Origin of the sequence: Methylopila sp. Yamaguchi (genome assembly GCF_002897035.1) — a bacterium.
In the GTDB taxonomy this organism is placed as follows: domain Bacteria; phylum Pseudomonadota; class Alphaproteobacteria; order Rhizobiales; family Methylopilaceae; genus Methylopila.
In genome coordinates, this window is record NZ_BAUX01000004.1 from 112,172 (window position 1) to 133,761 (window position 21,590).

Annotated in this window: 17 protein-coding genes; 1 reads left to right on the forward strand and 16 read right to left on the reverse strand. The window is 68.7% G+C overall.

What is annotated here, in order from left to right; all coding sequences use genetic code 11:
• Positions 1-49: 49 nt before the first annotated feature.
• The 16 genes from METY_RS06320 to METY_RS06395 all read right to left on the reverse strand — a co-directional run bounded on the left by METY_RS06320 (position 50) and on the right by METY_RS06395 (position 18,179).
• Positions 50-985, reverse strand: coding sequence for an SCO family protein (locus METY_RS06320; RefSeq protein ID WP_103120541.1), 936 nt, complete (start codon positions 983-985; stop codon positions 50-52).
• 16 nt (positions 986-1,001) lie between these two features.
• A complete protein-coding gene (locus METY_RS06325; protein ID WP_103120542.1) occupies positions 1,002-3,419 on the reverse strand; it encodes a multicopper oxidase domain-containing protein in 2,418 nt (805 codons plus the stop codon).
• A 231-nt stretch (positions 3,420-3,650) separates the two neighbouring features.
• Positions 3,651-4,274 (reverse strand): Crp/Fnr family transcriptional regulator, encoded by a 624-nt coding sequence (locus METY_RS06330; RefSeq protein WP_160147312.1) that lies wholly within the window; start codon positions 4,272-4,274, stop codon positions 3,651-3,653.
• 485 nt (positions 4,275-4,759) lie between these two features.
• The gene (locus METY_RS06335) at positions 4,760-5,803 is read right to left on the reverse strand and encodes a hypothetical protein (RefSeq protein WP_103120544.1); all 1,044 of its coding nucleotides are present in this window, start codon (positions 5,801-5,803) and stop codon (positions 4,760-4,762) included.
• A 38-nt stretch (positions 5,804-5,841) separates the two neighbouring features.
• Complete coding sequence (locus METY_RS06340) at positions 5,842-7,041, reverse strand: DegT/DnrJ/EryC1/StrS family aminotransferase (RefSeq protein WP_103120545.1); 1,200 nt, start codon at positions 7,039-7,041, stop codon at positions 5,842-5,844.
• On the reverse strand, positions 7,038-8,042 hold the full coding sequence (locus tag METY_RS06345; protein WP_103120546.1) for an NAD-dependent epimerase/dehydratase family protein: 1,005 nt from the start codon (positions 8,040-8,042) through the stop codon (positions 7,038-7,040). The genes METY_RS06340 and METY_RS06345 overlap by 4 nt, the downstream gene beginning before the upstream one ends.
• A gap of 44 nt (positions 8,043-8,086) precedes the next feature.
• Positions 8,087-9,205, reverse strand: a complete 1,119-nt coding sequence (locus tag METY_RS06350; RefSeq protein WP_103120547.1) for a DegT/DnrJ/EryC1/StrS family aminotransferase — start codon at positions 9,203-9,205, stop codon at positions 8,087-8,089.
• On the reverse strand, positions 9,205-10,230 hold the full coding sequence (locus METY_RS06355; RefSeq protein WP_103120548.1) for a Gfo/Idh/MocA family protein: 1,026 nt from the start codon (positions 10,228-10,230) through the stop codon (positions 9,205-9,207). The genes METY_RS06350 and METY_RS06355 overlap by 1 nt, the downstream gene beginning before the upstream one ends.
• Complete coding sequence (locus tag METY_RS06360) at positions 10,227-10,766, reverse strand: acyltransferase (protein ID WP_103120549.1); 540 nt, start codon at positions 10,764-10,766, stop codon at positions 10,227-10,229. Before METY_RS06360 ends, METY_RS06355 begins: the two co-directional genes overlap by 4 nt.
• Before the next feature lie 175 nt (positions 10,767-10,941).
• Positions 10,942-11,556, reverse strand: a complete 615-nt coding sequence (locus METY_RS06365) for a putative colanic acid biosynthesis acetyltransferase (protein ID WP_103120550.1) — start codon at positions 11,554-11,556, stop codon at positions 10,942-10,944.
• 1 nt (position 11,557) lies between these two features.
• Entirely contained in the window at positions 11,558-12,808 is a 1,251-nt protein-coding gene (locus tag METY_RS06370; RefSeq protein ID WP_103120551.1) for a hypothetical protein, read from the reverse strand.
• Positions 12,805-13,386, reverse strand: a complete 582-nt coding sequence (locus METY_RS06375) for a YdcF family protein (protein WP_103120552.1) — start codon at positions 13,384-13,386, stop codon at positions 12,805-12,807. The genes METY_RS06370 and METY_RS06375 overlap by 4 nt, the downstream gene beginning before the upstream one ends.
• A gap of 80 nt (positions 13,387-13,466) precedes the next feature.
• The gene (locus tag METY_RS06380) at positions 13,467-14,366 is read right to left on the reverse strand and encodes a glycosyltransferase family 2 protein (protein WP_103120696.1); all 900 of its coding nucleotides are present in this window, start codon (positions 14,364-14,366) and stop codon (positions 13,467-13,469) included.
• Positions 14,367-14,402: 36 nt separating this feature from the next.
• Positions 14,403-15,506, reverse strand: a complete 1,104-nt coding sequence (locus tag METY_RS06385; protein WP_103120553.1) for an MraY family glycosyltransferase — start codon at positions 15,504-15,506, stop codon at positions 14,403-14,405.
• Between the two features lie 196 nt (positions 15,507-15,702).
• Complete coding sequence (locus METY_RS06390; protein ID WP_103120554.1) at positions 15,703-17,295, reverse strand: lipopolysaccharide biosynthesis protein; 1,593 nt, start codon at positions 17,293-17,295, stop codon at positions 15,703-15,705.
• Positions 17,292-18,179, reverse strand: coding sequence for a hypothetical protein (locus tag METY_RS06395; protein ID WP_146035666.1), 888 nt, complete (start codon positions 18,177-18,179; stop codon positions 17,292-17,294). Before METY_RS06395 ends, METY_RS06390 begins: the two co-directional genes overlap by 4 nt.
• 467 nt (positions 18,180-18,646) lie before the next feature.
• Here METY_RS06395 and METY_RS06400 point away from each other — a divergent pair, with 467 nt between their 5' ends.
• Positions 18,647-21,463, forward strand: coding sequence for a N,N-dimethylformamidase beta subunit family domain-containing protein (locus METY_RS06400; RefSeq protein ID WP_244593542.1), 2,817 nt, complete (start codon positions 18,647-18,649; stop codon positions 21,461-21,463).
• Positions 21,464-21,590 lie beyond the last annotated feature (127 nt).

Consider the following 21,590-nt stretch of genomic DNA (forward strand, 5'->3'; position numbering starts at 1 on the left):
GCACTGACCGGCGGGCCTAGGCCGAGGGCGAGCGGCTGCAGCCTGCCCGTCACTTGGCTGCTTGGTGCTCGCTCGCGGAGCATTCGCTTGACTTCAGATCGACGTAGAGCAGCAGATCCTGGACGTCTTCGTGCGCGAGGTTCAGCCCCGGCATCTCGGCGTGGGGATATTCCGCGCGCAGCGCCTGGACAAGGGGATCGCCCTCGGCGCGCATCGCCTCCGGGTTCTGCACGTAACGCGCCGTCCACTCGCGGGGGCGGCGGACGTTCACGTCCCGCAAGTCGGGGCCGACCCGTCTTCCTGCCCCGACGGTGTGGCAGGCCGCGCAGAACTTCACGAACAGCGCCTGCCCAGGGAACTCCGGCCGCATCGGCCCGTCGCCGCCGCCGAAGATGTCGTCGCCCGGAGTTTTCGTCGCGCGGACCAGCGGGTCCATCGCGAGGATCTGAAGCGCCAGGGCGTCGAGATCGGCGAAGGCGGACGAGCGCTGCCACTCGCCGGTCCGGTCGTTGTAGAGCAGGATCTGGTTGCGATGGTCGGCAAGTTGCTCAGTGCGCTCACCGAGGCGGTAGCCGATCGCCTTCACCACGCTTTCGTCACCAGTGAGGAACGCCCAGGAGGGGCCGGGTTCGAAGTTGCGCGAGAACTCTTTCAGCCGTTCGGGCGTGTCGGTGGTCGGATCGATGCTGAGCGAGACGAAAAAGACGTCCCGTCCAGCGGCGGGGCCGAGCTGGCGCTCCAGTTGCGCAAGGCGGGCGGTGACGAGCGGGCAGATCGAGCGGCACGAGGTGAAGATGAAGCTGATGACGACGGTCTTTCCCTTGATGACGTCGTCGTAGAAGCGCAGCGTGCGGCCGTTCTGGTCGACGACGGTCGCGTTCGACAGGTAATCGGCGCCCCAGCGCTTCGCCTCCGCGTCATGCGGAGGCGAAAACGTCAACGCCAGGAGCAGCGCCAGCGTGCGAAGAAGGTGCAGGCGGGTCAAAGCCGTCGCTCCTGGGCTACTTCAACGCGGCCTGAAGCGTCGCCGTGAATTGACGCTTCGTTGGGTCCGCCTCGGGCAGGATCTCCGGATACTTCCACACCACGCCGTCCGGAGTCGGCAGCGGCGTCATGGTGGGCACGTATTGCGGCTGGCCCCTATAGGCCGGGTCGTTCGGGGCCGGCGTCTGGAGCTGCATCCGCATCAGCATCGCAAAGTCTTCGTGGGTCGTGTTGTGGCAGTGCGCCACGTAGGACCCTCCGAACTCGCCGAACCGAACTTGGAATTTGACCCGTCCGCCCGGTCGCAGCCGCCACACGTCCTTTCGCGCCAGCAGTTCGGTCGGCGCCATGGCGGCGCCGCCGCGGTCGATCGTGACGCCTTCCTCGAAGTGCAGATGCACGGGGTGGTCCCAGCCGGTGCCGTCGTTGACGAGGGTCCAGTGCTCCACCTCGCCGGGCCGCGGAATTAACGCCGAGATACGGTTGGCGTTGAAGGTGTGCGCCGCTTGACCGTTGACCTTGATCGACCATGGGAAGGTCGCCGTCTCCGGGCAGTCCGGGGTGCATTGCCCCGTCGTCTTGCTTCGGCTGTCCCCACCGCCGGAGCGGCCGAAGGTGAACACCCGCTCGCGCACTGGAGCCACCACTGGCACCTGCTGCGTGAGCGTGTTTCGCCCGGACGTCCAGTCGGGATGATTGAAGTCGACGCTGAGGTCCTGGATGCCGTCGTCCAGCTTGTAGGTCTTGCTGCGGTCGTCGACGCTGCGGACCTCGTCCACCACCCGGAACTCGAGGAACGGGCCGACGCAGGGGTCGGTTGCGAGGTTTCCGAAAGCGCTCGCGAGGGTGACCGCGCGCTTCGGCTTCCGCCCGTCGACCTGCTCGAGCAGGTTGAGCAGATACAGGCTGTCGCCGGGTTTGAAGGTCGAGAAGTCGACGACAATGTCGAAGCGTTCGGCGACGCCCATCTCATCGGTCTGGGTGGTCGCCACAGGACGCACGAGCAGATTGCCGTCGTTCCCGATCACATGGAAGGGCACTGGCGTCTGTCGCGCGAACTTCGAGCTTCGGTTCACGGCGAGCGCAAGCTTGACGAACCGCGCCATCGACGCGTTCAGGATGCGGAAGCGGTAACGCCGCGGCAGCACCTCGAAGTATGGCGCGTACTGCCCGTTGACGCAGAGCATGTCGCCGAGGAAACCCTCGGTGTCGAAGATGTCGAAGAACAGCTGCCCGTCCGGATCGAAGGCCGGATTCGAGATCGCCACATTGACGTCGAAGTCGGTGTTGCCCCACGGCAGCAACGATCCGCTCGGTAGCCGCAGGTTGATCCCGTCGTTCAGGTCCTCGCGCCCGCGGTCTGGGCCGCTGTAGAGATTGTAGACCGCGAAGTTGCCCTTGTGGACGTTCTCCGCGGTGAAGAAGAAGCGGTGGTCGTGGAACCAGAGCGAGCTCTGGATCTCGCGGAAGTCGCCGGCGACCGGGACCAGGCCGTCGCCGTCGTCGGGGCCTGACGCCTTGAGCAGGTGATTGGGGTCGGACCTTAGCCAGAGATCGGGCCGGTCGCGCCGCGCCAGAGTGTTGCTCCAGAGGTAGTCGTAGAACGTGCCGGGGAAGTGATAGGCGTTGCAGGCGCCGTCGCTTTCCGCGCCGTTGTGGGCGTTGTGTAGATGCGTCGAAATCTCGTTGCGGCCGAAGCCGCCGTTGGCCGTCCGGTCGTTCGGCAGGTCGTTGTAGATGCGGTTCAGGATCGGTTCGCCGTATCGCGCCTTGATCAGGCATGGATAGCCGTATCCCGTTCGGCTTCCCCGAAGCTCGCAGCGGGCGCCGGGCTTACGAGGACCGAACGACCAGACGGCGTTCTCCTCCTGGTCCGGCCAGCCGTCGGCGTAGTGCCCGCTCTCCTGGATTTGCCCTAGCGACATGAGGTAGCCGACCTTGGGGAAGAACTCGGCCCAGCGCTGATGCGCGAAGAATTCGCCGGGCGGCCGGCCTTCGATCGGCCCGCGTCCGGTCATGGGGTTCACCCACGCGGCCCCGCGGCTTTGGTTGTAGAGTTCGTGATAGGACAGCCGCATCGCGGGCGGCTCGGGATCGCCGTCGTCCGTGGCCCAGAGCGCGTGCCCCGCGCCGGTCGCGACGAGCGGTATCGGATTCTGCGGCAGCGCCCGGTACATCGCCGTCGTGAATTTTTTGGCTCCGAACAGTGGGCTGCGCGGCGTGCCGGTCGGCACCTGCGCATAGGCGCTCGTCGCATAGGGACTGAGGCCGTTGACGCAGGCGAGCGCGCCGGTCGCCGTGAAGATGCCCCAGCGGAACAGGTCGCGGCGGTCAATCTGCCCGATCGACAGCGCCTTGACGATCTCCAGGCGATTGGCGCGCGCCGCCGCAGCTTCCCGCGCCCGTGCTTTCGACGCCTCGGGTCCAAGGTACATGGACGTTCTCCTGCCTGATGTGAACAAGGCGGAGCAAGACGCAACTTAGGATATTTTTGTATTCGCCCCGATAGCGGAAAAACTAACCGGAATAGAGGTCAGCGTAAGCTGTCTGATTTTGGTAGATCGGCGCAATTCGGGCGTACGGCGTTGTGAATAGAGAGCCCGCTGGGTTCGTTTCGCCGGACGCTGACGTCGGGGGAAGTGCCGCGGGCGAGCGACGGCTGGCCGTCAGGGCATCCGGGGCGGAGGCGCGAGGTAGGCGCCGTCGAAACCCGCGAGTTCTCGCAAAGCCTTGATGTCGTGGATGACGAATTTACCGGAGCGCAGGGTGGCGAGATCCGCTTCGCGGAGTTGTCGCAGCACACGGTTGACATGGATGGAGGTCAATCCGAGAGCGTCGGCCAAAAGATACTGGTTCAGCGGGAGATCAAACCCCCGGTCGGTGTCGACGCCAAGCAGCCGGAGCCGCTCCGCGCACTCGAGGATGAAGTGCCCGATCCGCACCAGGGCGCTGCGACGTCCCAGATTGACCAGATGCTCAGTTAGGATCGCGACGTCCCGCGCGTTCGACCAGTCCAGCGCCCGAGCGACCCGCGGGTAGTTGGCCCGAACGCGGGCGAGGGCGGCCGCCGAAAGTGGCGAGACCTCCGCTTCGCTGATGCTTTCGAGCGCAATCAGCGCGCGGCCGAGAGTGAGAGAGCTAACGCCTACGATGTCGCCCGGAAACGGAAACGCGAGCACCTGACGCCCCCCGTCGGGAAGAAGCTTGTAGATGCAGGTCCAGCCGGACTGCACCACGAAGACGTCCTCGATCGGATCGTTCTCGCGGACAAGCTGCTGGTGAGCCTCCACACGTTTCCGGCGGGCCCCGAGACTCCGTATCGCTGCCTGTTCGTCGACGCTCCAATTCGCCAGAGCCTCAAACTTACGAACCAGGGGACCGTTAGGCCCAGACAAAAGCATGGCGGGGTCGATGCGCTGCCTGATGAACTAATTGGCGGATCTACATCGAATATAGCACAGGCGACTGCAAAGTCTATGTTTTAACACTGTCCGCGCACGACCGCCGCATCGTAGGTCGCCTGGAACAGATCATGCAGAATGTCATAGACAGACATATTGGCGGATTGCGCGCAGCTATTCATATGCAACTCGTCGATATCCGTATTGAACGAAACCGATGTAGCCTTGAACTAAATAAATTTGAGCTTCTCGAGGACGTGTTGGCAGACGTAACTGGCGCGGGAGCGACTTCACATGCGCTCACGATCTCCAAGCGCACTGCGTGAATTGTCAAACGTATGTTGTCAAACGGCAACGGCGTTCGTTAGGCCGGATCACACGGCTTCAGCGAGACCCGGCCGATCGGCGGTCGTTCGGCGAAAGGTGATCTCCGCCGCTTTCAGGCCGCCGGCCTGCAGGCGCACCACCGGGTCGGGGCCGATGTCGGACAGTAGAATCGCCATATGCCCCAGCGACGGCGCCTCCGCAGGCCACACGGCGAGGGCGTGCCGCGAGAGCGCGACGCGGTCCATGTCCCCCCAGAGTTGAATGACGATGGCGTGCGGCGCGATCGAGCTTAGATGCGCTGCGTCCTGGGCGTCGATGCGGTCGGCCGTCTCCGAAGGCTTGAGCGCCACGAGCACGGCGTCGTAGCCCTCGCCTCTCAAGCCGGAGGCCGAGCGGGCCTCGGTCACCTGCGCGCCTTGGCCGATCAGTCCCGCGGCGACATAGAGCGCGAAATCGTTGTCGCAGAGCAGCGCGACCTTGCTGCCGTAGACCGGCACGCCGGCATCGTGCATGAGGCGGACCGCAAGTGGTCCTAGGTAGCTGAAAACGTCGACGTCGCTGTGCCGCTCGTTGACCCCAACGAGCGGGATGCCGCGCCGACGGCAGGCGGCGAGGTCGATGTCGGCCTCGCGGAACTCCCAGGCTTCGAACATCAGGGCGATGACCGCACGCTGGGGCAAAGCGTCGATCGTCGCGGCCTGGATAGGGCGAAGATTGCCGCTGTTCGTCACGATGTCGACCTCCCCGAGCAGCGCCTCCGGCAGGCGTTCGAGGACGGCGACCCTCTGCGCGACGCCCGCAAGCACACCAAGCCGCTCGCACCACCGGATCGCGTCGACGCAGGCGCCATAGCGATTGTCGCGCGCCACCGCGTAGACGCGCCGCGCCCCCGCCATCGCCGCGATGATCGGCGTGACGCCGTAGACGCCCGTCGCTGCCTCCGTAAGCACGGTGAGCCCGCCAAGATCGAGGTCGAGGCGCGCAATTCGCTCACGCGCGAGCTGGATCAAGCGCCCGGGGGCGAAGCCGGGCCGCAGCCGCGGGGGAGGCGTCATCAGCCCCGGAAGATCCGAGCTTCCGTTGAGCGGCATCCCCGGCTCCTCCGCCGAAGAGTTGGTCGAGAGCAAGATCAAATGGCCAGTCCCCGCAGGGTCGCCGGAGGCGCCACGAAGGCCTTCGCGGTCGAGCGACGGGTCTTCGCGATCGCGGCGTCGAGCGTCAGCGCGACCCGCCGCTGCATCCTTTCGGACATGCGCGGAAACAGCGGCAGCAGGATGCACTCCTCGCGCGCGCGCTCCGAGAAGAACAGCCGATGCGGCGTGGGCGCGTCGGCATAGGCGGCCTCCTGGTGGATGCACATGACGCCGCGCCGCGTCGCGACGCCGTCGAGCAGCATCTGCGCCATCACGTCGTAGACGGACGCGTCGCGGGGAAGGCGCACGCAATAACTCTGCCAATTCGACTGCGCCCAAGCGGGTTCCTCGGGGCACTCGACGGCGATGTCCCGCAGCAGCACGCGGTAGCGGGCGGCGAGCGACCGTCGGCTTGCGACGATGTCGTCGAGCCGCTTCAGCTGGGCCCGGCCGATCGCGGCCTGGATGTCGGTCATGCGGTAGTTGTAGCCGACCACCGGATAACTCTCGACGATCGGCAGCGGGCTCGCATGGCGCACCGTGTCCGGCACGCTCATCCCGTGCTGTCTGAGCAACCGGAGCCTGTGATCCCAATCCGGGTTCGCGGTCGTGATCATCCCGCCGTCGCCGACGGTCAGGATTTTGCGGGGATGGAAGGAGAAACAGGCGATGTCTCCGTGCGGCTTGCCGATCTCCTCCCAGCGACCGTCGACCTCGATCCGGGATCCGATCGCGCAGGCGGCGTCCTCGATCACCGGTATGCCCAGCGCACGCGCCATGGGCAGGATGCGGGCGAGATCGCAGGGCATGCCGATCTGGTGCACGCACATGATCGCGCAGGTCCGCGGCGTGATCGCCTCGGCTATGGCTTCGGGGTCGATATTGAACCCCCCGGGCTCCACGTCGACGAACACCGGCGTCGCCCCGCAGTGCCGGACGGCGTTCGCGCAGGCGATGTAAGTGTGGCTAGGCAGGATGACCTCGTCTCCGGGGCCGGTCCCCAGAACGAGAAGCGCCAAGTGCAGGGCGACCGTGCAGTTCGCCACCGCGCAGGCATGGGCCGCGCCGACGCGCGCGGCGAACTCGGCCTCGAACGCGGCCACCTCCGGACCCTGCGTGATCCAGCCGGAGCGGATGACGCGCGTGGCGGCGATGGTTTCGGCGCCGCCCAGCACCGGGCGTGTGATCGGTATCATTCCGCCGCTCCCTGCGCGCCCAGCGCGCCGTTTTCGGCGCGCCACCAAGCGACGAGGCCCGCAAGCCCGTCGGCGAGCGGCGTCCGCGTTTCGAAGCCAATGAGGTCTCGGGCGCGGGACACATCCGCCAGCCGTCGGGGCACGGGATTGACGCCGCGCTCCGGGCCGTGGGTCGGCTTCAGGCTGGGCCGCCCCATGACCTCAGCGAGCCGGGTCGCAAGCTCGAGCAGAGAGGTCTCGGTCCCGCTGCCGACGTTGAGGGCCACGTCCGAGGCGTCGGCGACGGCCGCGAGGATGTTCGCGCGCGCCGCGTCATGGACATGAAGCATGTCCATCGTCTGTAGGCCGTCTCCGAATATGATCGGCGGCTCGCCGGCCTCGATCCGCTCCATCCACCGGATCAGCACTTCGGTGTAGCGGCCGTGGATGTCCATGCCGGGGCCGTAGACATTGAAGTAGCGCAGCGCGACGTAGTTCAGCGCGTTCGTGTCGGCGAACGCGCGCAGCATGCCCTCGGCGAACATCTTCGCCGCCCCGTAGAGCGTCCGGTTGTCGTAGCCGTGATGGTCCTCCGCGGTCGGGAACGTTGTGGCGTGGCCGTAGACCGAGGCCGAGGACGCCATGACGATCTTGCGGACTCCCGCGGAGAGCGCGAGCTCGATCAGATCGAAGGTCGCGTCCACCATCACCTGAAGCGCCGCGCGAGGCTCGACGGCGCATTGCGTGATCCGGAGCGCCGCCTGATGAAAGACGGTGTCGGCGCCTTCCATCAGCCTGCCCATCAGCGCGCGGTCGCGGATGTCGCCCCTGACCAGGCTCACTCGCGGGTCGTCGAGCAGGCCTGCGAGATTCCCCGGCCGTCCGCGGCACATGTTGTCGACGACCACGATCTCGCTCGCGCCGAGGCCGGCCAGCAGGCGCACGATGTGGGACCCCACGAAGCCCGCCCCGCCGGTGACGAGGACCCGTTTGCCGTTCAGAACGCCATGAGGATCGAGCATGCGCGCATCTCCATGAGGGTCGCCTGCGAGGCGTGGCGCTGCGGTCATTCGGCGGCCGCCCGGACGTCGCAGGACGCCTCCGCGACCGACCGGCAGACATGCTCGATCTGGGCGGGGCTGAGTTCGGGAAAGATCGGAAGCGACAGCGTCTCCCGCGCGAGAGCTTCCGCGTGCGGGAAGTCGCCCTCCCTATGCCCAAGCGAGGCGTAGGCGGGCTGAAGGTGGACCGGTCGCGGGTAGTGGATGCCTGTGCCGACGCCGGCGTCTGCAAGCGCGCGCTGCATGCCCTCCCGCTCCGAGGTCCGGATCGCGTAGACATGGTAGGCGTGGTCCGCGCCGTCGCTCGGCGCGGGCAGGCCGATCCCGAGACCCGCCAGGCCGGCGTCGTAGCGCCGGGCCAAGGCGCGTCGGGCCTCCGTCCAGCCCTCGAGCCGCCTGAGCTTCACGCCGAGCGCCGCGCCTTGAAGCGCGTGCATGCGGTGATTGAAGCCGGGCCGGACATGGTTGTAGCGCCCCTCCTGGCCCCAGTCGCGGAGACAGCGGACGGCGTCCGCGAGCTCCGGACGACGCGTGACGACGGCGCCGCCCTCGCCGCAGGCGCCAAGGTTCTTGCCGGGGTAGAAGCTGAAGCAGCCGATGTCGCCGAACGCGCCGGCCCGCACGCCGTCCCGCTCCGCGCCGTGCGCCTGCGCCGCGTCCTCGATGACGATCAGGCCATGGCGCTCCGCGATCAGTCGGATCGCCGCCATGTCCGCGAGCCGTCCATGCAGATGCACCGGCAGCACAGCCTTCGTCCTGGGCGTGATCGCCGCCTCGATCCGGGCGGGGTCGATCGTCCAGGTGACCGGATCGATGTCCACGAACACCGGAACGGCCCGCGCGTAGAGCACGGCGGCGACGGTTGCGACGAAGGTTGCCGGGGTCGTGATCACCTCGTCGCCGGGTTCGATCCCCGCCGCGAGCAGCGCGAGGTGCAGCGCCGAGGTCCCGGTGTCGACAGCGACGGCGTGTTGGACCCCGCAAAACGCGGCGAAGTCGGCCTCAAAGGCCTCGACCTCGGGTCCCAGGACGTAGCGGCCGCTGCGCAGCACGCCGAGAACGGCCGCTTCGATCTCCGCGGCGAGCGGCGCGTACTGCGCCGTCATGTCCATAAGCGGGATCATCACGCCACCTCTCCGAGTTCGAGCTCGATCGGATGGCCGCGCTGGCGCATGGACAGCGTCGCGCTCTCCAGCATGCGCACCACCGCGAGCCCGCTCTGGCCGTCGGTCAGCGGCGTCGAGCCGGTTAGGATGCAGTCGCGGAAATGATCGAATTCCGTCCGGAGCGCCTCGCGGATCGGCACGTGCGGCGCCCACATGTCGCCGACGCGGTAGGAGACGCGGCGCTGATAGGCGTCGTCCTGCTCGCCGTCCGAGGTCACGCCGCGGTCGTAGACCTTTACCTTTTCGCTCGGTTGCAGATCGTCGTAGACGATCATCTTCCGGCTGCCGGTGATGAAGGTCTGCCGCACCTTGACCGGCGCGAGCCAGTTGACGTTGAGGTGCGCCGTCATGGCGCCCTCGAAGAAGATGGTGACGTGGGCGAGGTTCTCGGGCGATCCGAGGATGTGGCCGGCGCCGCTGGCCGAGACCGCGAGCGGCGTCAGGCCGAACAGGCTGTCGAGGATGGCGAGGTCGTGGACGGCGAGATCCCAGATTACGTTCACGTCGGACTGGAACATGCCAAGGTTTATGCGCGTCGAGTCGTAGTAAAAAATCTCCCCAGCGTCGCCGCTCTCGACGATGCTCTTGATCTTCTGCACCTCCGGCGTGTAGACGAAGGTGTGGTCGACCATCAGGGCGAGGCCGCGGCGGGCGGCCGCGTCGATGAGAATTTCCGCCTGCCGCGCGGTCTGGGTCATCGGCTTTTCGACGAGCACATGCTTGCCCGCGCGCAGCGCTTCGAGGGCGATGTCGAAGTGCGTGTGCACGGGCGTCGCCACGACGACCGCGTCCACGTCCGCGCGCGCCACCAGGGCGCGCCAATCGCTCATGATCGCCGCCGAGGCATGCCGCTTGGCGGCGCGCGCCGCGGCGGCAGGAGAGGCGTCCGCGATGGCGGCGAGCCGGCAGCCGTCGGTTTCCCCGATGACGCGCGCAAGGTTCGGACCCCAGTAGCCGTAGCCTACGACCCCGACGCCGATCATGACTGCGCACTCTCGTTCGCGGCCGCAGGTCCACGGTGGGAGCGCATGATCCGGGAGCGCTCGGCGCGGTCGCGGACGTCGCCGACGACCCGGGCGGGAACGCCGATCACGATCGCGAAGTCCGGCACGTCCCGCGTCACCACCGCGCCCGCGCCCACCAGCGCGCCAAGGCCGATCGTGACGCCGGCCACAATCGTGGCGTTGGAGCCGATCGACGCGCCGCTGCGCACGAGGGTGGTCGACAGCTCCCAGTCGCCGTCCTGCTGCATCGACCCGTCGCCGTTGGTCGCTTCCGGGTACAGGCCATTGGTGAACATCACCCCGTGGGCGATCATCACCTGATCTTCGATCGTCACACCCTCACAAATAAAAGAGTGCGACGAAATCTTGCAGGAAGATCCGATCTCGACATTTTTTTGAATTTCGACGAAAGGACCGACCCTGGTGCGGGATCCGATCGAACAGTCATAGAGGTTTACGAGATCGGGATGGTACACGACTGTGCCTTCTCCCATCGTTACATTTTTCAGGCACATGAAACGTCCCCGATAACGCGCTTGTGAAGTTGTGAGGGCAAGCTACGAGTGGGTTTCATCCAGGGATAGATCATGAAAAGAGGGATACAACCGCACTTCGAAGCTTGAACGCTTACCGCCTTGGTCATGACCCCATGCGAGGCGCTACCTCCAAAGGTTTACCGGGCCGCAGCGCTTACTCGGCCGCCGCCGCGCTCGGCCGACCGGGTTGGACGGCCCCATCGCGACGGCGCTGGCGGCGGGCGGTCGCGGGGTTGCCGGCGTAGACCGTCCACGGCGCGAGATCGCGCGTGGCGACCGCGCGGGCGCCGAGCACGGCGCCTTCGCCCGCCACGACGCCGGGGGCGACGAAGGCCTCCGCCGCGATCCAGGCCCCCCGGCCGATGACGATGGGACGGGCGACCAGCGGGAAGGCCGGGTCGTCGATGTCGTGGCCGCCGGCGCACAGATGGGCCCGTTGCGAGACGATGGCGTAGGGCTCGATCGTGATCGGCGCCACGTCGTAGCAGATGACGCCCGGCCCAAGGGACGCGTGAGCGCCCATGGCGAGGTTCGGCGGCCACCAGATCGAGACGCTGGGGTAGACGCGCGCCCCCGGGGCGACGCGGGCTCCGCACCACCGAAGCACGGCGGCGCGCCAGGCGAACAGCGGCGGCGGCGTCCATCGCGCCGCCACGAGCCACAAGGCGCGCCACGCCAGACGGGCGAGCCTTTGGCGACGACCGAACGTCGGCCGGTTGAGCGCGCGGAATGAGGCGGGGCCGGGTGGGGGCGGGGGGATGTCGGCCATCTCAGGCCGCCGCGGTCGCGCCGCGCGGCCGACGGCGCGCCGCGAAGACGAGAGCAGGCCCGACGAACAACGCCATCTGCACCCAGGCGGCCACGATCCAGTTGGTGTGGTGCGAGAAGATGTGCATCGCAGGCAGCGCGCTCAGCATGTAGATCAGCTGGCTCGCGGCGTCCCCCGCCATGGCGCTGAGGTAGATGCGGCGCATGATCCACCCTACGGCGAAGAACTTCAGGGCGCCGAACCACCAGAACGAGCCGAAGGCGTCCGCCATTCCGGTGTCGGTGGTCCCGAACTTGGCCTCGTAGAAGCGGTCGGAAGCTCCGGACACGTTGACGATCAGCGAGCGCTTCAGCGCCTCGCCCACAAGCTGCGACGGGACGAAGGTCATGACGAGCTCGTTCCAGTGAAACAGCCCGTAGTCGAACGCCTGGTTGCGGGACGTGAGGTCGATCCGCATCACGGCGTTCTGGAACTCATAACCGCCGTCCGCGAGCAGGGTCTTGAAGTTGCCGATGAAGTCGATCGAAGCGATCTCGGCGATCCCTGGCGTCTCGCCCCGCCGGGTCATCTTGCGGTAATCCTCGGTGCTGCCGAGCGCGGTCATGCCGAGCACGAGCGCCACCGCGACGGCGGCGCGGGGCAGGGCGCGCCGCCGCTGGAACCAGACGGCGAGAGCGATCAGCAGGACGAACTCGAAGGCCTCGCCGCGTTTGCCCGTTACGTAGACGCGGTCGAGGTAGAGCGCCGAGTCCGCGAGCGCGATCGCGAGGGCCGGCAGCGAAGGGCGGCGGGCGGCGCAGAGAACCGCGATCGCGAAGCCGTAGACCAGCATCTTGGAGAAGAACAGCAGCACCACCGGGAAGCCGCTGATCGCGACCGACACCGTCTCCTCGGGCGGGAGCCGTCCGACCGCGACGTAAAACCCTGCGCCCGCCGCCGACAGCCCCGCGGCGGCGAGCAGCAGGCGGGTTTCGTCGAGCGGAACGCTTTGGCGCAGGAGCGGGCGACGCGCCAGGCGCCATCCCAGCGGCGCCGCCCCGAGGCAGGCGACGGTGAACACCACGGCTGCTGCGAACCCGCCGTCCGGCAGGAAGGGGCCGTCCACCAGTCCGGGCAGTTGCGGGAGCACGAAGGCGGTCGACATGGCGGCGGCGAGAAACGGAAACTCGTAGACGCCGCCGCGTCGGACCAAGCCGTCGACCAGCAGGCCGAGACAAAGAGCGGCCAGGATCGCCACTAGCATCCAGGTCACGGCGCGCCCCCCCGGGGAGCGCTCCAGGCCACAATGCCGTAGCGCAGCGCATACCACGCGATCTTGGCGTATTCGGCCAGCACCGCCCCGGGCTCTCCGGTCCAGCCGAGCCGCCAGCGCGGCAGCTCGCGACGGACCGACGCCCCGGCGAAGACGATGGAGGGCGCGGTCGCGCGGAAACACGCCAGCGCGCGGCGCTGGTGATACCAGTGCGTGACGAGGATCGCCGACCGCGCGCCTGCCAGCAGCGGAGCCGCTTGCTTCGCGTTGCCGAGAGTCGAACGCGATGCGCATTCCGTCTCGACGGCGCCGGGCGGCGCGCCGCGGGCGATCAACATCTCCCGGATCGCTTCGCAATCGCCGGCCCCGGCCACGAGGATCCGTTGCGCGCCTCCGTCGGCGAAGAGGCGCGCGGCTCGTTCCGCGCGCGGCGGCCCGAAGCCTCCAAGCACCACGATGACGTCGGCGGGACCTGGGGCGTCCGGTGTTTGCAGCACATAGCCCGCGGCTGAGAGCGCGCCTGCGGCGCAAGCCGCCGCGGCGACCAGGGCGGTGGTCGCGCGTTCCGCCCAGATCATCGCGACGGCCCGGCCAGCACGGCCGTGAAAGCGGTCGGAGCGTGGAGCAAGGCCCTGGGGAGGGGGCGCCCCATCGTCCCTCAGCCTTCCCGGCCGGCGACGGGAAGAGGCGCGATCGGCGCGTCCCCGACGTTCCGCGCCTCGCCCGCGTTGCGGGCGTCGGCGACGAGCGTGCGACGGCGCAGGGCGATCTGCCAGTAGTAGAAGGCCCGGGCCATTGCGAAGTGGAAGCCCGCCGCGCCGTCTAGGACGCCGAGCTTGAACACATAGGAATGCAGGAAAGCCGCCAGCCAGCGGCAGGGCGTGACGCGGAAGGCGGTCTTGAGGGCACGCCGCGTCCAGCTCTCGTTCTCGGCAAGTTTGGCCAAAACGCCGCGTTCGGCGAGGCGCGCCTCCCAGTCGGCGTAGAGATCGTGGCGTCCGAAGTAGGCGGCGGCGGGCTTCCGGTCCCAGTGCAGCAGCGAGGAGCGCATGCGGCCGATCCGGCCGTCGATCAGCGGCTGGTAGTGGCCCTCGACCTCCCAGCCGCCGGGCACGTCGAGATCGTCGGGATGGGGGAACCGGGTCTTCCGGCGATCGACCAGCATGATCTTGCAGTTGCGGTGGCCGAAGCGGAGCGCTTTGCCCAGGAACACGAAGCGCCCTTCGATGAAGTAGGCGGCGCAGGGCGGGCCCTTGGCGATCAGCGCCGCGATCTCGTCGACGAGCTCCGGAGAGACGATCTCGTCCGCGTCCAACATCAGGACCCAGTCGTTGCGGACGATCGGATGCTGGAGCGACCACTCCTTCTTCTTCGGGTACGCTCGGTTCCAGTTGAAAGGCACAACGGAGGCCCCGTAGCGCTCGGCGATCGCGACCGTCGCGTCAGAGCTCGCGCTGTCGGCGACGACGACCTGGTCGAAGCCGCGCAGGGCCTCGAGGCAGTAGGCGAGGTTCGCCGCTTCGTTGCGCGTCGGGATGACGACGGAGACGGGGATCATTCCGATAGCCCTTTCGAGATGGGTCTGGCGCATGCGTCATGCGCCCTGCTGGTTCGCGGGGGTGCGGGAGGGCAGCGCCGCGTCGCCGCGCGCGGGCCTGACGAGCCAAGCCGGGAGGCGGCTGGGGGCGTAGGCGACGAACAGGGAGTGCGCGACGCCGACGGCCGCCAAGCCGGCCAGCAGCGCGGCGTCGTCGATCTGCGCGACGGCTCCGATGAAGCCGACGGCCCCAAGGATCAGCGACACGCCGACGATCAGCGCCGTCGCGCGGGCCGCCGGGACGCCGCCGTCGACCAGGATGTGGTGCAGATGGCGACGGTCCGCCGCCATCGGGCTTCGCCGCGCGACGATGCGGCGAACGATGAGGCTGAGCGTCTCGACGATGGGCAGGGCGCAGGTCCATAGCAGCGCGGCGAACGGCGCGACACGGCCTTCCCCGCTGGCGAAGGTCGCCACGAAATAGGCGACGCCCGCGCCGAGCAGCAGGCTGCCGGCGTCGCCCATGAACACGGACGCCCGGGCGCGCCAGCGGTGGCGCAGGTTGAACACGAGGAAGCCGAGCACCGAAAACAGCAGGGGCAGGAGCGGGATCGCGGCGGCCGTGCGCTCGAGCGCCATGGCGGTGATCGCCAGCCAGAACAGCGCGCCCGCGGCGACGCCGCCTGCGAGCCCGTCCAGCCCGTCGGCCATGTTGAACGCGTTGGCGAGCCCGACGACGAAGACCAGCGTGAAGGGGAGGGCGAACGCGCCAAGGACGAGCCCGGCGTCGGAGACGCCGCCAAGGCGCTCCACTAAGACGCCTGCGGGCGCGACCGCCAGCGCCGCCGCCCCGAACTGCATCAGAAGACGGGGCGCCGCCCGCAGGCTGAAGCGGTCGTCGGCCGCGCCGATGGCGACGAAGGCCGCGAAGCCCGCGAAGGCGTTCCACGGAACCCTGAGGTCCGGCGCCAGGGAGAGCGAGGCCACGACGAAGGCCGGGAACATCGCGAGGCCGCCGACCAGGGGCACTTGGCCCACGTGGCGCTTCCGTTCGTCCGGGCGGTCGACCAATCCGAGCGGGACCGCCGCCGCCCGCAGCGTCGCCACGAGCACGACCGTCAGGAGGAAGGCGTTCAGCAGTTGGGGAGCGTACGAGGTCATGGAATCCCATCCCGTCGGTCCGGGGCGCGCAGTCGCGTCGCCTGTCGTCGGGCGGCGGACCGCCGTGGTCGCCCGAACGCTAGACGGCGCGCGAACGGCGCCGGGAGCTATGATTTCAGCCGAGCGGACCTCCGCCTTTGAGGCCGCGGAGAGGGGGAGAACCGCGAAGGAGGTAGGCGGGGAGAGCCCGGCTACCTCAAGCGTCGGTCACGAGCCGGCGCCCGAAGGCGCGCCGCGCTCGCCCGAGCGCCATGGCGCGGAGGTTGTGGTCGAGAACCAGCGTCCAGAAGCCGAGGAGGGCCACCAGACCGCCGACGCCGGCGCAGGCGAGCGCGCGCGGCAGGGGCCCGACATGCGCCGTCGAGGCGGCAGCCGCCGCCATCGAGGCCGCCGCCGCGAGGAACAACCCGAGGACGGGCGCGAGGACCTGCGCGACGTAGACCCGCCACGGGATGTCGAGCCGGCGGAGCGCCGTCGCGGGAATTTGCCAGCCTGTTGTCGCGAGCTGGGCGAGCAACGTCGCGAGCGCGACGCCAACGAGGCCAAGAGCGGGAGCGAGCACGAAGCTGAGCGCGACGTTAAGCGCGCCCGCCGCGAGGTAGATTGCGGCGTAGATCTCGTTCTCGGTGGCGCGCGAGAAACCGAACAGCAGGCTCTGCTGGGTGTAGACCAGCAGCATCGCGCAGAACGTGGCCATCAGCGGCAGACCGGCGTAGTGGCCCACGCCGAGCCAGGCGGCGATGATGGCGTCGCCGGCGAACAGCAGCAGCGCGGTCGCGAGCGCCATCAATCCCATGCCGATACGCATGCTCTTCAACACGAGCGGCGCGACGCGGTCGCGCGCGGTCGTGCGCCAAAGCTGAGAGACGTAGATGTTCGCCGCGTCGCCGATCGCGATCGCGATCAGCGCGGCGTTGAAGGCGAGCGTGTAGGAGGCGAAGTACGCCGGAATGCTTTCGGGGTTGAGATAGCCGGCGATGAAGTACTGGTCGGTGCGCGTCAGCAGGATCGCGCCGATCTCGGTCAGAAAGTACTTCAGCGAGGGCGAGAGCAGCGTCTCCGCCTCGGCCCGGCTCCAGGTCCCGCTGTCGGCGCTCACCGCGGGCTCGTTGCGCCGGAGGTAGACGATCGCGGCGACGCGGAAGACGACGTTGCCGACGGCCCCGATGGCGGCGAGCGCAACGAGCCCGCCGCCCGCCCACACCATCGCGGTTTGAGCGAGGAGGGTGAGGCTCGTCATGCCGGTGGAGAGCAGCGCGATCGGCGCCACGTGGCCGAGGCCGGCGATGACCGAGGTCCAGAGGCCGTTCGACAGGGCGATCGACTGGCTGACGCAGATGATCGTCCAGGCGATTTCAGCCTCGCGGCGGAGCGCCTCGTCGAGCGGGAGCGTCGCGATGAACAGCAGGCCGCCGCCCCAGGCGAGCAGACCGACGCTTGCGGCTATCCCCCGGTAGAGCACGCGTCCGGTCGCGATCAGACCGGCGAAGGCGTGCGCGTGCGCCGCGGTGAGCGGCTCCTCCGGCCCACCGGTCGCCTCGCCCCGTCGGAAGGCGAAGCGGCGGGTGAGCGTCGAGGTCAGCCCGAGATCGAGCATGAGCAGCATGACGCCGCTTTGGCTGAGCAGCAGCCACACGCCGAGCTCCGCCTTGGGTAAGTTCTTGAACAGCGCGGGCATCAGCACGAGGCCGAGCGCGATGGCCACCAGCCGCGACATCCACATGGCCGAGACCGCAAGCGCGATGCGCCGGACGACCGTGGCGCGGCGACCCGGACCGGTCCCGCTCAAGGAAACACCTCGAGCGCAAGTCTCCGGCAGAACGCCTTGAGCCGACCAGCCTCCGGCGCGGGCGGCGGTCTTCCGGCGTCGAGCGCCCCCCAGGCGCGGGGGCCGGCCGCCGGGGCCAGCCGGCGGGCGAACCGCAGCAGGTCGCCGCTCGCGGTCGAGTTGCCGCGCGCCCGTTCGGCGCAGGCCGCCCAATAGGCCTGCTGCGCCAGCCGGAGGTTCGCGAGCCGGGCGAGCGCCGCGGCGTCGGCCAATCGTCGCCCGTCCGTCCGAAAAAACGTGGCGAACGCCTCGCGTCGGGCGTCCAGGCTGCGCAGCAGGGCGCCCTCGTCGACAAAGCCGGCGGACGTTCGGACCGCGAGCGGCGCAGCACATTCTGCGATCGCTCCCCGAAGGCTGAGCCGCAGCCAGGCGCCCAGCCGCGCGCCATCGTCTCCGAGCCGCCCAAAGGGCGCGGCGCGCGGCGCGCGAATGACCACCGGCCCGTCACCAAGAGGCGCGCCCGCGGCTCCGCACATCCGGCGGATCGCGGAGAGGCCGTCGCCGACGCGCCAGGCGTCGATGGCGGGAGGCGCGGCCTCGTCCGCCTCGGCGCATCGGCTGAAGCCGGCGACGACATCGGGGCGTGACGCCATCAGAGCGAGCGCCGCGTCGACGGCGCCGGCGACGAGCCTGTGGCCCGCTGAAAGCGTGAGCAGGAACGGCGCCTGCGCCGCGGTCGCCCAGCGCCGTACCGCGGAGGCGTCGTCGTGGGGGAGGGCGACGACGTCCGGACGCGAGGCCGCGAGGTCGCGCGCAATCCGGTCGTTTTCCGGGCGGTCGCCGACGATCATTATGCGCAGCCCGCCGAGCCGTTGCGCCCGGACGCTCGCCGCGCAGCCCTCCACGTCCGCCATTCCTTGGCAGAGAATTGCAACATCGACTGGCGTCGGAATCACGCCGCTCATCGCATCGCCCCGGTTGAACCGAGGCGGATCTAGGCGGCCCGTCGGCGGCCCCCGCAACGGGGCCGATGGACGAAGCGCAGAAAGGAACCCTACGCCTTGCGGAGCCTCCAGTCCGGCGGCGACGTCGCGGGGCTACCTCCGCCCCTGGCCATTCGGAGGCTTGCGACCGCGGGCTACGGCTTTCGAAGCCACACTACGTCTTTTGGGCGAGAGGCCGCGGAGCGCCTACCCCTCAAGCCAATCTTTGCGGGTACTTCGATCCGAAAAATACTTCGGAACGGGGCTCAATAACTTCATATCCATCAACATCATGCGGCCGGGGGCGGCTGTGGGGGGCGACGATGCGGGCTGGTTCCGAAAGCAACCTCACGTCCAGAGCATTCATCGATTATGAGGCCGCGCTGCGCATGGCGGCCGGCGCCGACGCGCTTCAGGCGGCGAGCAACAAGATCACGGTCGAGAACGCCAAGCTCGGGAACCCGCCCAGCGAATGGATGATCGACGGGATCGGCGACGACAACATCGTCGGCTTCGCGACCGATATCAGCGTCAACCGCGGGCAGACGGTAAGCTTCAAGATCCGGACGAACTCGCTCAACTACCGGATCGACATCTACCGTCTCGGCTACTACGGCGGAAATGGCGCGCGGAAGGTGACCGCCATCCAGCGCCAGCTCGCGACCGCGCAGATCCAGCCGAACCCCGGCGGAGATCCGACCATCGGCCTCGTGGACTGCGGCAACTGGGCGGTGTCGGCCACCTGGACCGTGCCGTCCGCCGAGGTGACGGGGCTCTACATCGCCAAGCTCGTCCGGCAGGACGCCACGCCCGGCGTCAACCACATCCCCTTCGTCGTGCGCGACGACGGCGTGGCGAGCGACCTGTTGTTCCAGACCTCCGACACCACCTGGTGCGCCTACAACTCCTGGGGCGGATACAGCCTCTATGGCGGCGATCTGCCGGCCTTCCGCGCCTATAAGGTGAGCTACAACCGGCCCTACAACACCCGCGGCTACGACTTCCAGAGCGGGCCGCAGGATTGGATTTTCGGCGTCGAATACCCGATGATCCGTTGGCTCGAGCGCAATGGCTATGACGTCTCCTACTCCACCGGCGTCGACAGCGACCGGCGCGGCGGCGAGATCCTGCTCCACAAGATCTTCCTGTCGGTCGGCCATGACGAGTACTGGTCCGGACCGCAGCGCGCCAATGTCGAGGCGGCGCGCGACGCCGGGGTGAACCTCGCCTTCTTCAGCGGCAACGAGTGCTATTGGAAGACCCGCTGGGAATCGAGCGTGGCCGGCCCGGCGACGCCCTACCGTACGCTCGTCTGCTACAAAGAGAGCCGCGCCAACGCCAAGATCGACCCGTCGCCGACTTGGACGGGCACATGGCGGGACCCCCGGTTCTCGCCGCCCTCCGACGGCGGACGGCCGGAAAATGCGCTGACCGGCACGATCTTCCAGGTCGACAGCTATCGGCTCGACACGATCAAGGTTCCCTACGAGCACTCCCGCTTCCGGTTCTGGCGCAACACCAGCTTCGCCGGCTTGCCGTCCGGGCAGACCGGGTCGCTGGTGAAGAACTACCTCGGTTATGAATGGGACGAGGACCGCGACAACGGCTTTCGGCCGGGCGGCCTGATCGACCTGTCGCAGACCGCACGCAACGTCACGACCTACCTGCGCGACTACGGCTCGACCATCGGCGCGGCGACCGCCACCCACAGCCTGACGCTCTACCGCGCGCCGAACGGCGGGGGGCTCGTGTTCGGGGCGGGGACCGTCTACTGGGCCTGGGGTCTCGACTCCAACCACGACAACGAAGCGACGCCCGTCGATCTCAACGTGCAGCAGGCGACGGTGAACCTGCTGGCCGACATGGGGGTCCAGCCCGCCACGCCGCAGGCTGACGTCGTCGTGACCCCTGCGTCCAGCGACGTAACGCCGCCCGTCTCGACGATCACGTCGCCGGCCGTCGGGGCGCGCGCGCGGGAAGGCCAGCGCGTCGTCGTGCGGGGCACGGCGTCCGACGTGGGCGGCGTGGTGGCGGGGGTCGAGGTGTCGATGGACAACGGCGTCACCTGGAACAAGGCGAGCGGCCGCGCGTCCTGGACCTTCGCCTGGAACGCTCAGGCGCCGGGAAGCTACGTCATCCGCTCGCGGGCCACCGACGACAGTTGCAACACCGAGACGCCGTCGGCCGGCCGCACGCTTACGGTCCTCGCGCCGACGACGGAGAGTCTCTGGACCTACGCCGACGCGCCGACAAACCCTTTTGTCGAAGACACGACCCCGGTCGAGCTCGGCTTGCGGTTCGTGCCGGCGGTGTCCGGGAAGGTCACGGGCGTCCGCTTCTACAAGGGAGATCTCAACGTCGGCGTCCACACGGCGCGGCTCTGGACGGCCGCCGGCGCGTCGCTCGGCTCGGCCACCTTCGCCAATGAAACCCTGCGCGGCTGGCAGCAGGTGCTGTTCGCCACGCCCATCGATGTGACGGCTGGGACGCCTTACGTCGTCTCCTACCACACGGACGCGTTCTACTCGGCCGATCCCGGCTACTTCGGCGTCCCCCGGGTGCGAGGAAATCTGACGGCGCCAGCGAGCGCGCCCGCCGCCTTGAACGGCGTCTTCGCCTATGGACCTGCGGGAACGTTCCCCGACTCCTCCTTCGACGGGACCAACTATTGGGTCGACCTCACCTTCGCGGCGGGGCCGCCCGCGCCTCCGATCGACGGCGAGACGCTGTTTCCGGATACGGCGACGCCCGCGGTCGTCACGGAGAACGACACGACGCCGGTCGAGCTCGGCGTGCGCTTCCGGGCGAGCGTCGCGGGCGCCATCACCGGCATCCGCTTCTACAAAGGGCCCAGCAACGTCGGCCCTCACGAAGGCCGGCTGTGGAGCGCGGCGGGCGCGCAACTCGCCATGGTCACCTTCACGTCGGAGACCGGGAGCGGTTGGCAGACGGTCCTGTTCGCGACCCCGATAACGATCACGGCGGGAACGACTTACGTCGCGTCCTACCACACGGCCGGCTTCTACTCGGCCGACGCCAACTACTTCGCAACGGCGCGCGTCAGCGGCTCGCTGACGGCCCCGGCCGACGCCCCGGGCGCGGCGAACGGCGTCTACCAATACGGCCCGAGCGGAACCTTCCCGACCCAAACCTTCTCGAAGACAAATTACTGGGTCGACGTCGTCTTCAAGCCGACCACGGCGTGACGGGGGCGTGCGGACTACCGCTTTGGAGGCCCCGCCTCCGCCGAAGGGGCGCGTGGCGACAGCCGCGCGCCCGCGGCTAGCCTTCCTCGCGCCGGAACGCCCATCGCGGGCGGCCAGAGAGCGGGAC

Bases quoted from the DNA above. Each gene is read 5' to 3' on its own strand.
- METY_RS06325 (WP_103120542.1), bottom strand. From the start codon at position 3,419: ATGTACCTTGGACCCGAGGCGTCGAAAGCACGGGCGCGGGAAGCTGCG.
- METY_RS06335 (WP_103120544.1), bottom strand. From the start codon at position 5,803: ATGCCGCTCAACGGAAGCTCGGATCTTCCGGGGCTGATGACGCCTCCC.
- METY_RS06340 (WP_103120545.1), bottom strand. From the start codon at position 7,041: ATGATACCGATCACACGCCCGGTGCTGGGCGGCGCCGAAACCATCGCC.
- METY_RS06345 (WP_103120546.1), bottom strand. From the start codon at position 8,042: ATGCTCGATCCTCATGGCGTTCTGAACGGCAAACGGGTCCTCGTCACC.
- METY_RS06350 (WP_103120547.1), bottom strand. From the start codon at position 9,205: ATGATCCCGCTTATGGACATGACGGCGCAGTACGCGCCGCTCGCCGCG.
- METY_RS06355 (WP_103120548.1), bottom strand. From the start codon at position 10,230: ATGATCGGCGTCGGGGTCGTAGGCTACGGCTACTGGGGTCCGAACCTT.
- METY_RS06360 (WP_103120549.1), bottom strand. From the start codon at position 10,766: ATGTGCCTGAAAAATGTAACGATGGGAGAAGGCACAGTCGTGTACCAT.
- METY_RS06365 (WP_103120550.1), bottom strand. From the start codon at position 11,556: ATGGCCGACATCCCCCCGCCCCCACCCGGCCCCGCCTCATTCCGCGCG.
- METY_RS06375 (WP_103120552.1), bottom strand. From the start codon at position 13,386: ATGATCTGGGCGGAACGCGCGACCACCGCCCTGGTCGCCGCGGCGGCT.
- METY_RS06380 (WP_103120696.1), bottom strand. From the start codon at position 14,366: ATGATCCCCGTCTCCGTCGTCATCCCGACGCGCAACGAAGCGGCGAAC.
- METY_RS06385 (WP_103120553.1), bottom strand. From the start codon at position 15,506: ATGACCTCGTACGCTCCCCAACTGCTGAACGCCTTCCTCCTGACGGTC.
- METY_RS06400 (WP_244593542.1), top strand. From the start codon at position 18,647: ATGGCGGCCGGCGCCGACGCGCTTCAGGCGGCGAGCAACAAGATCACG.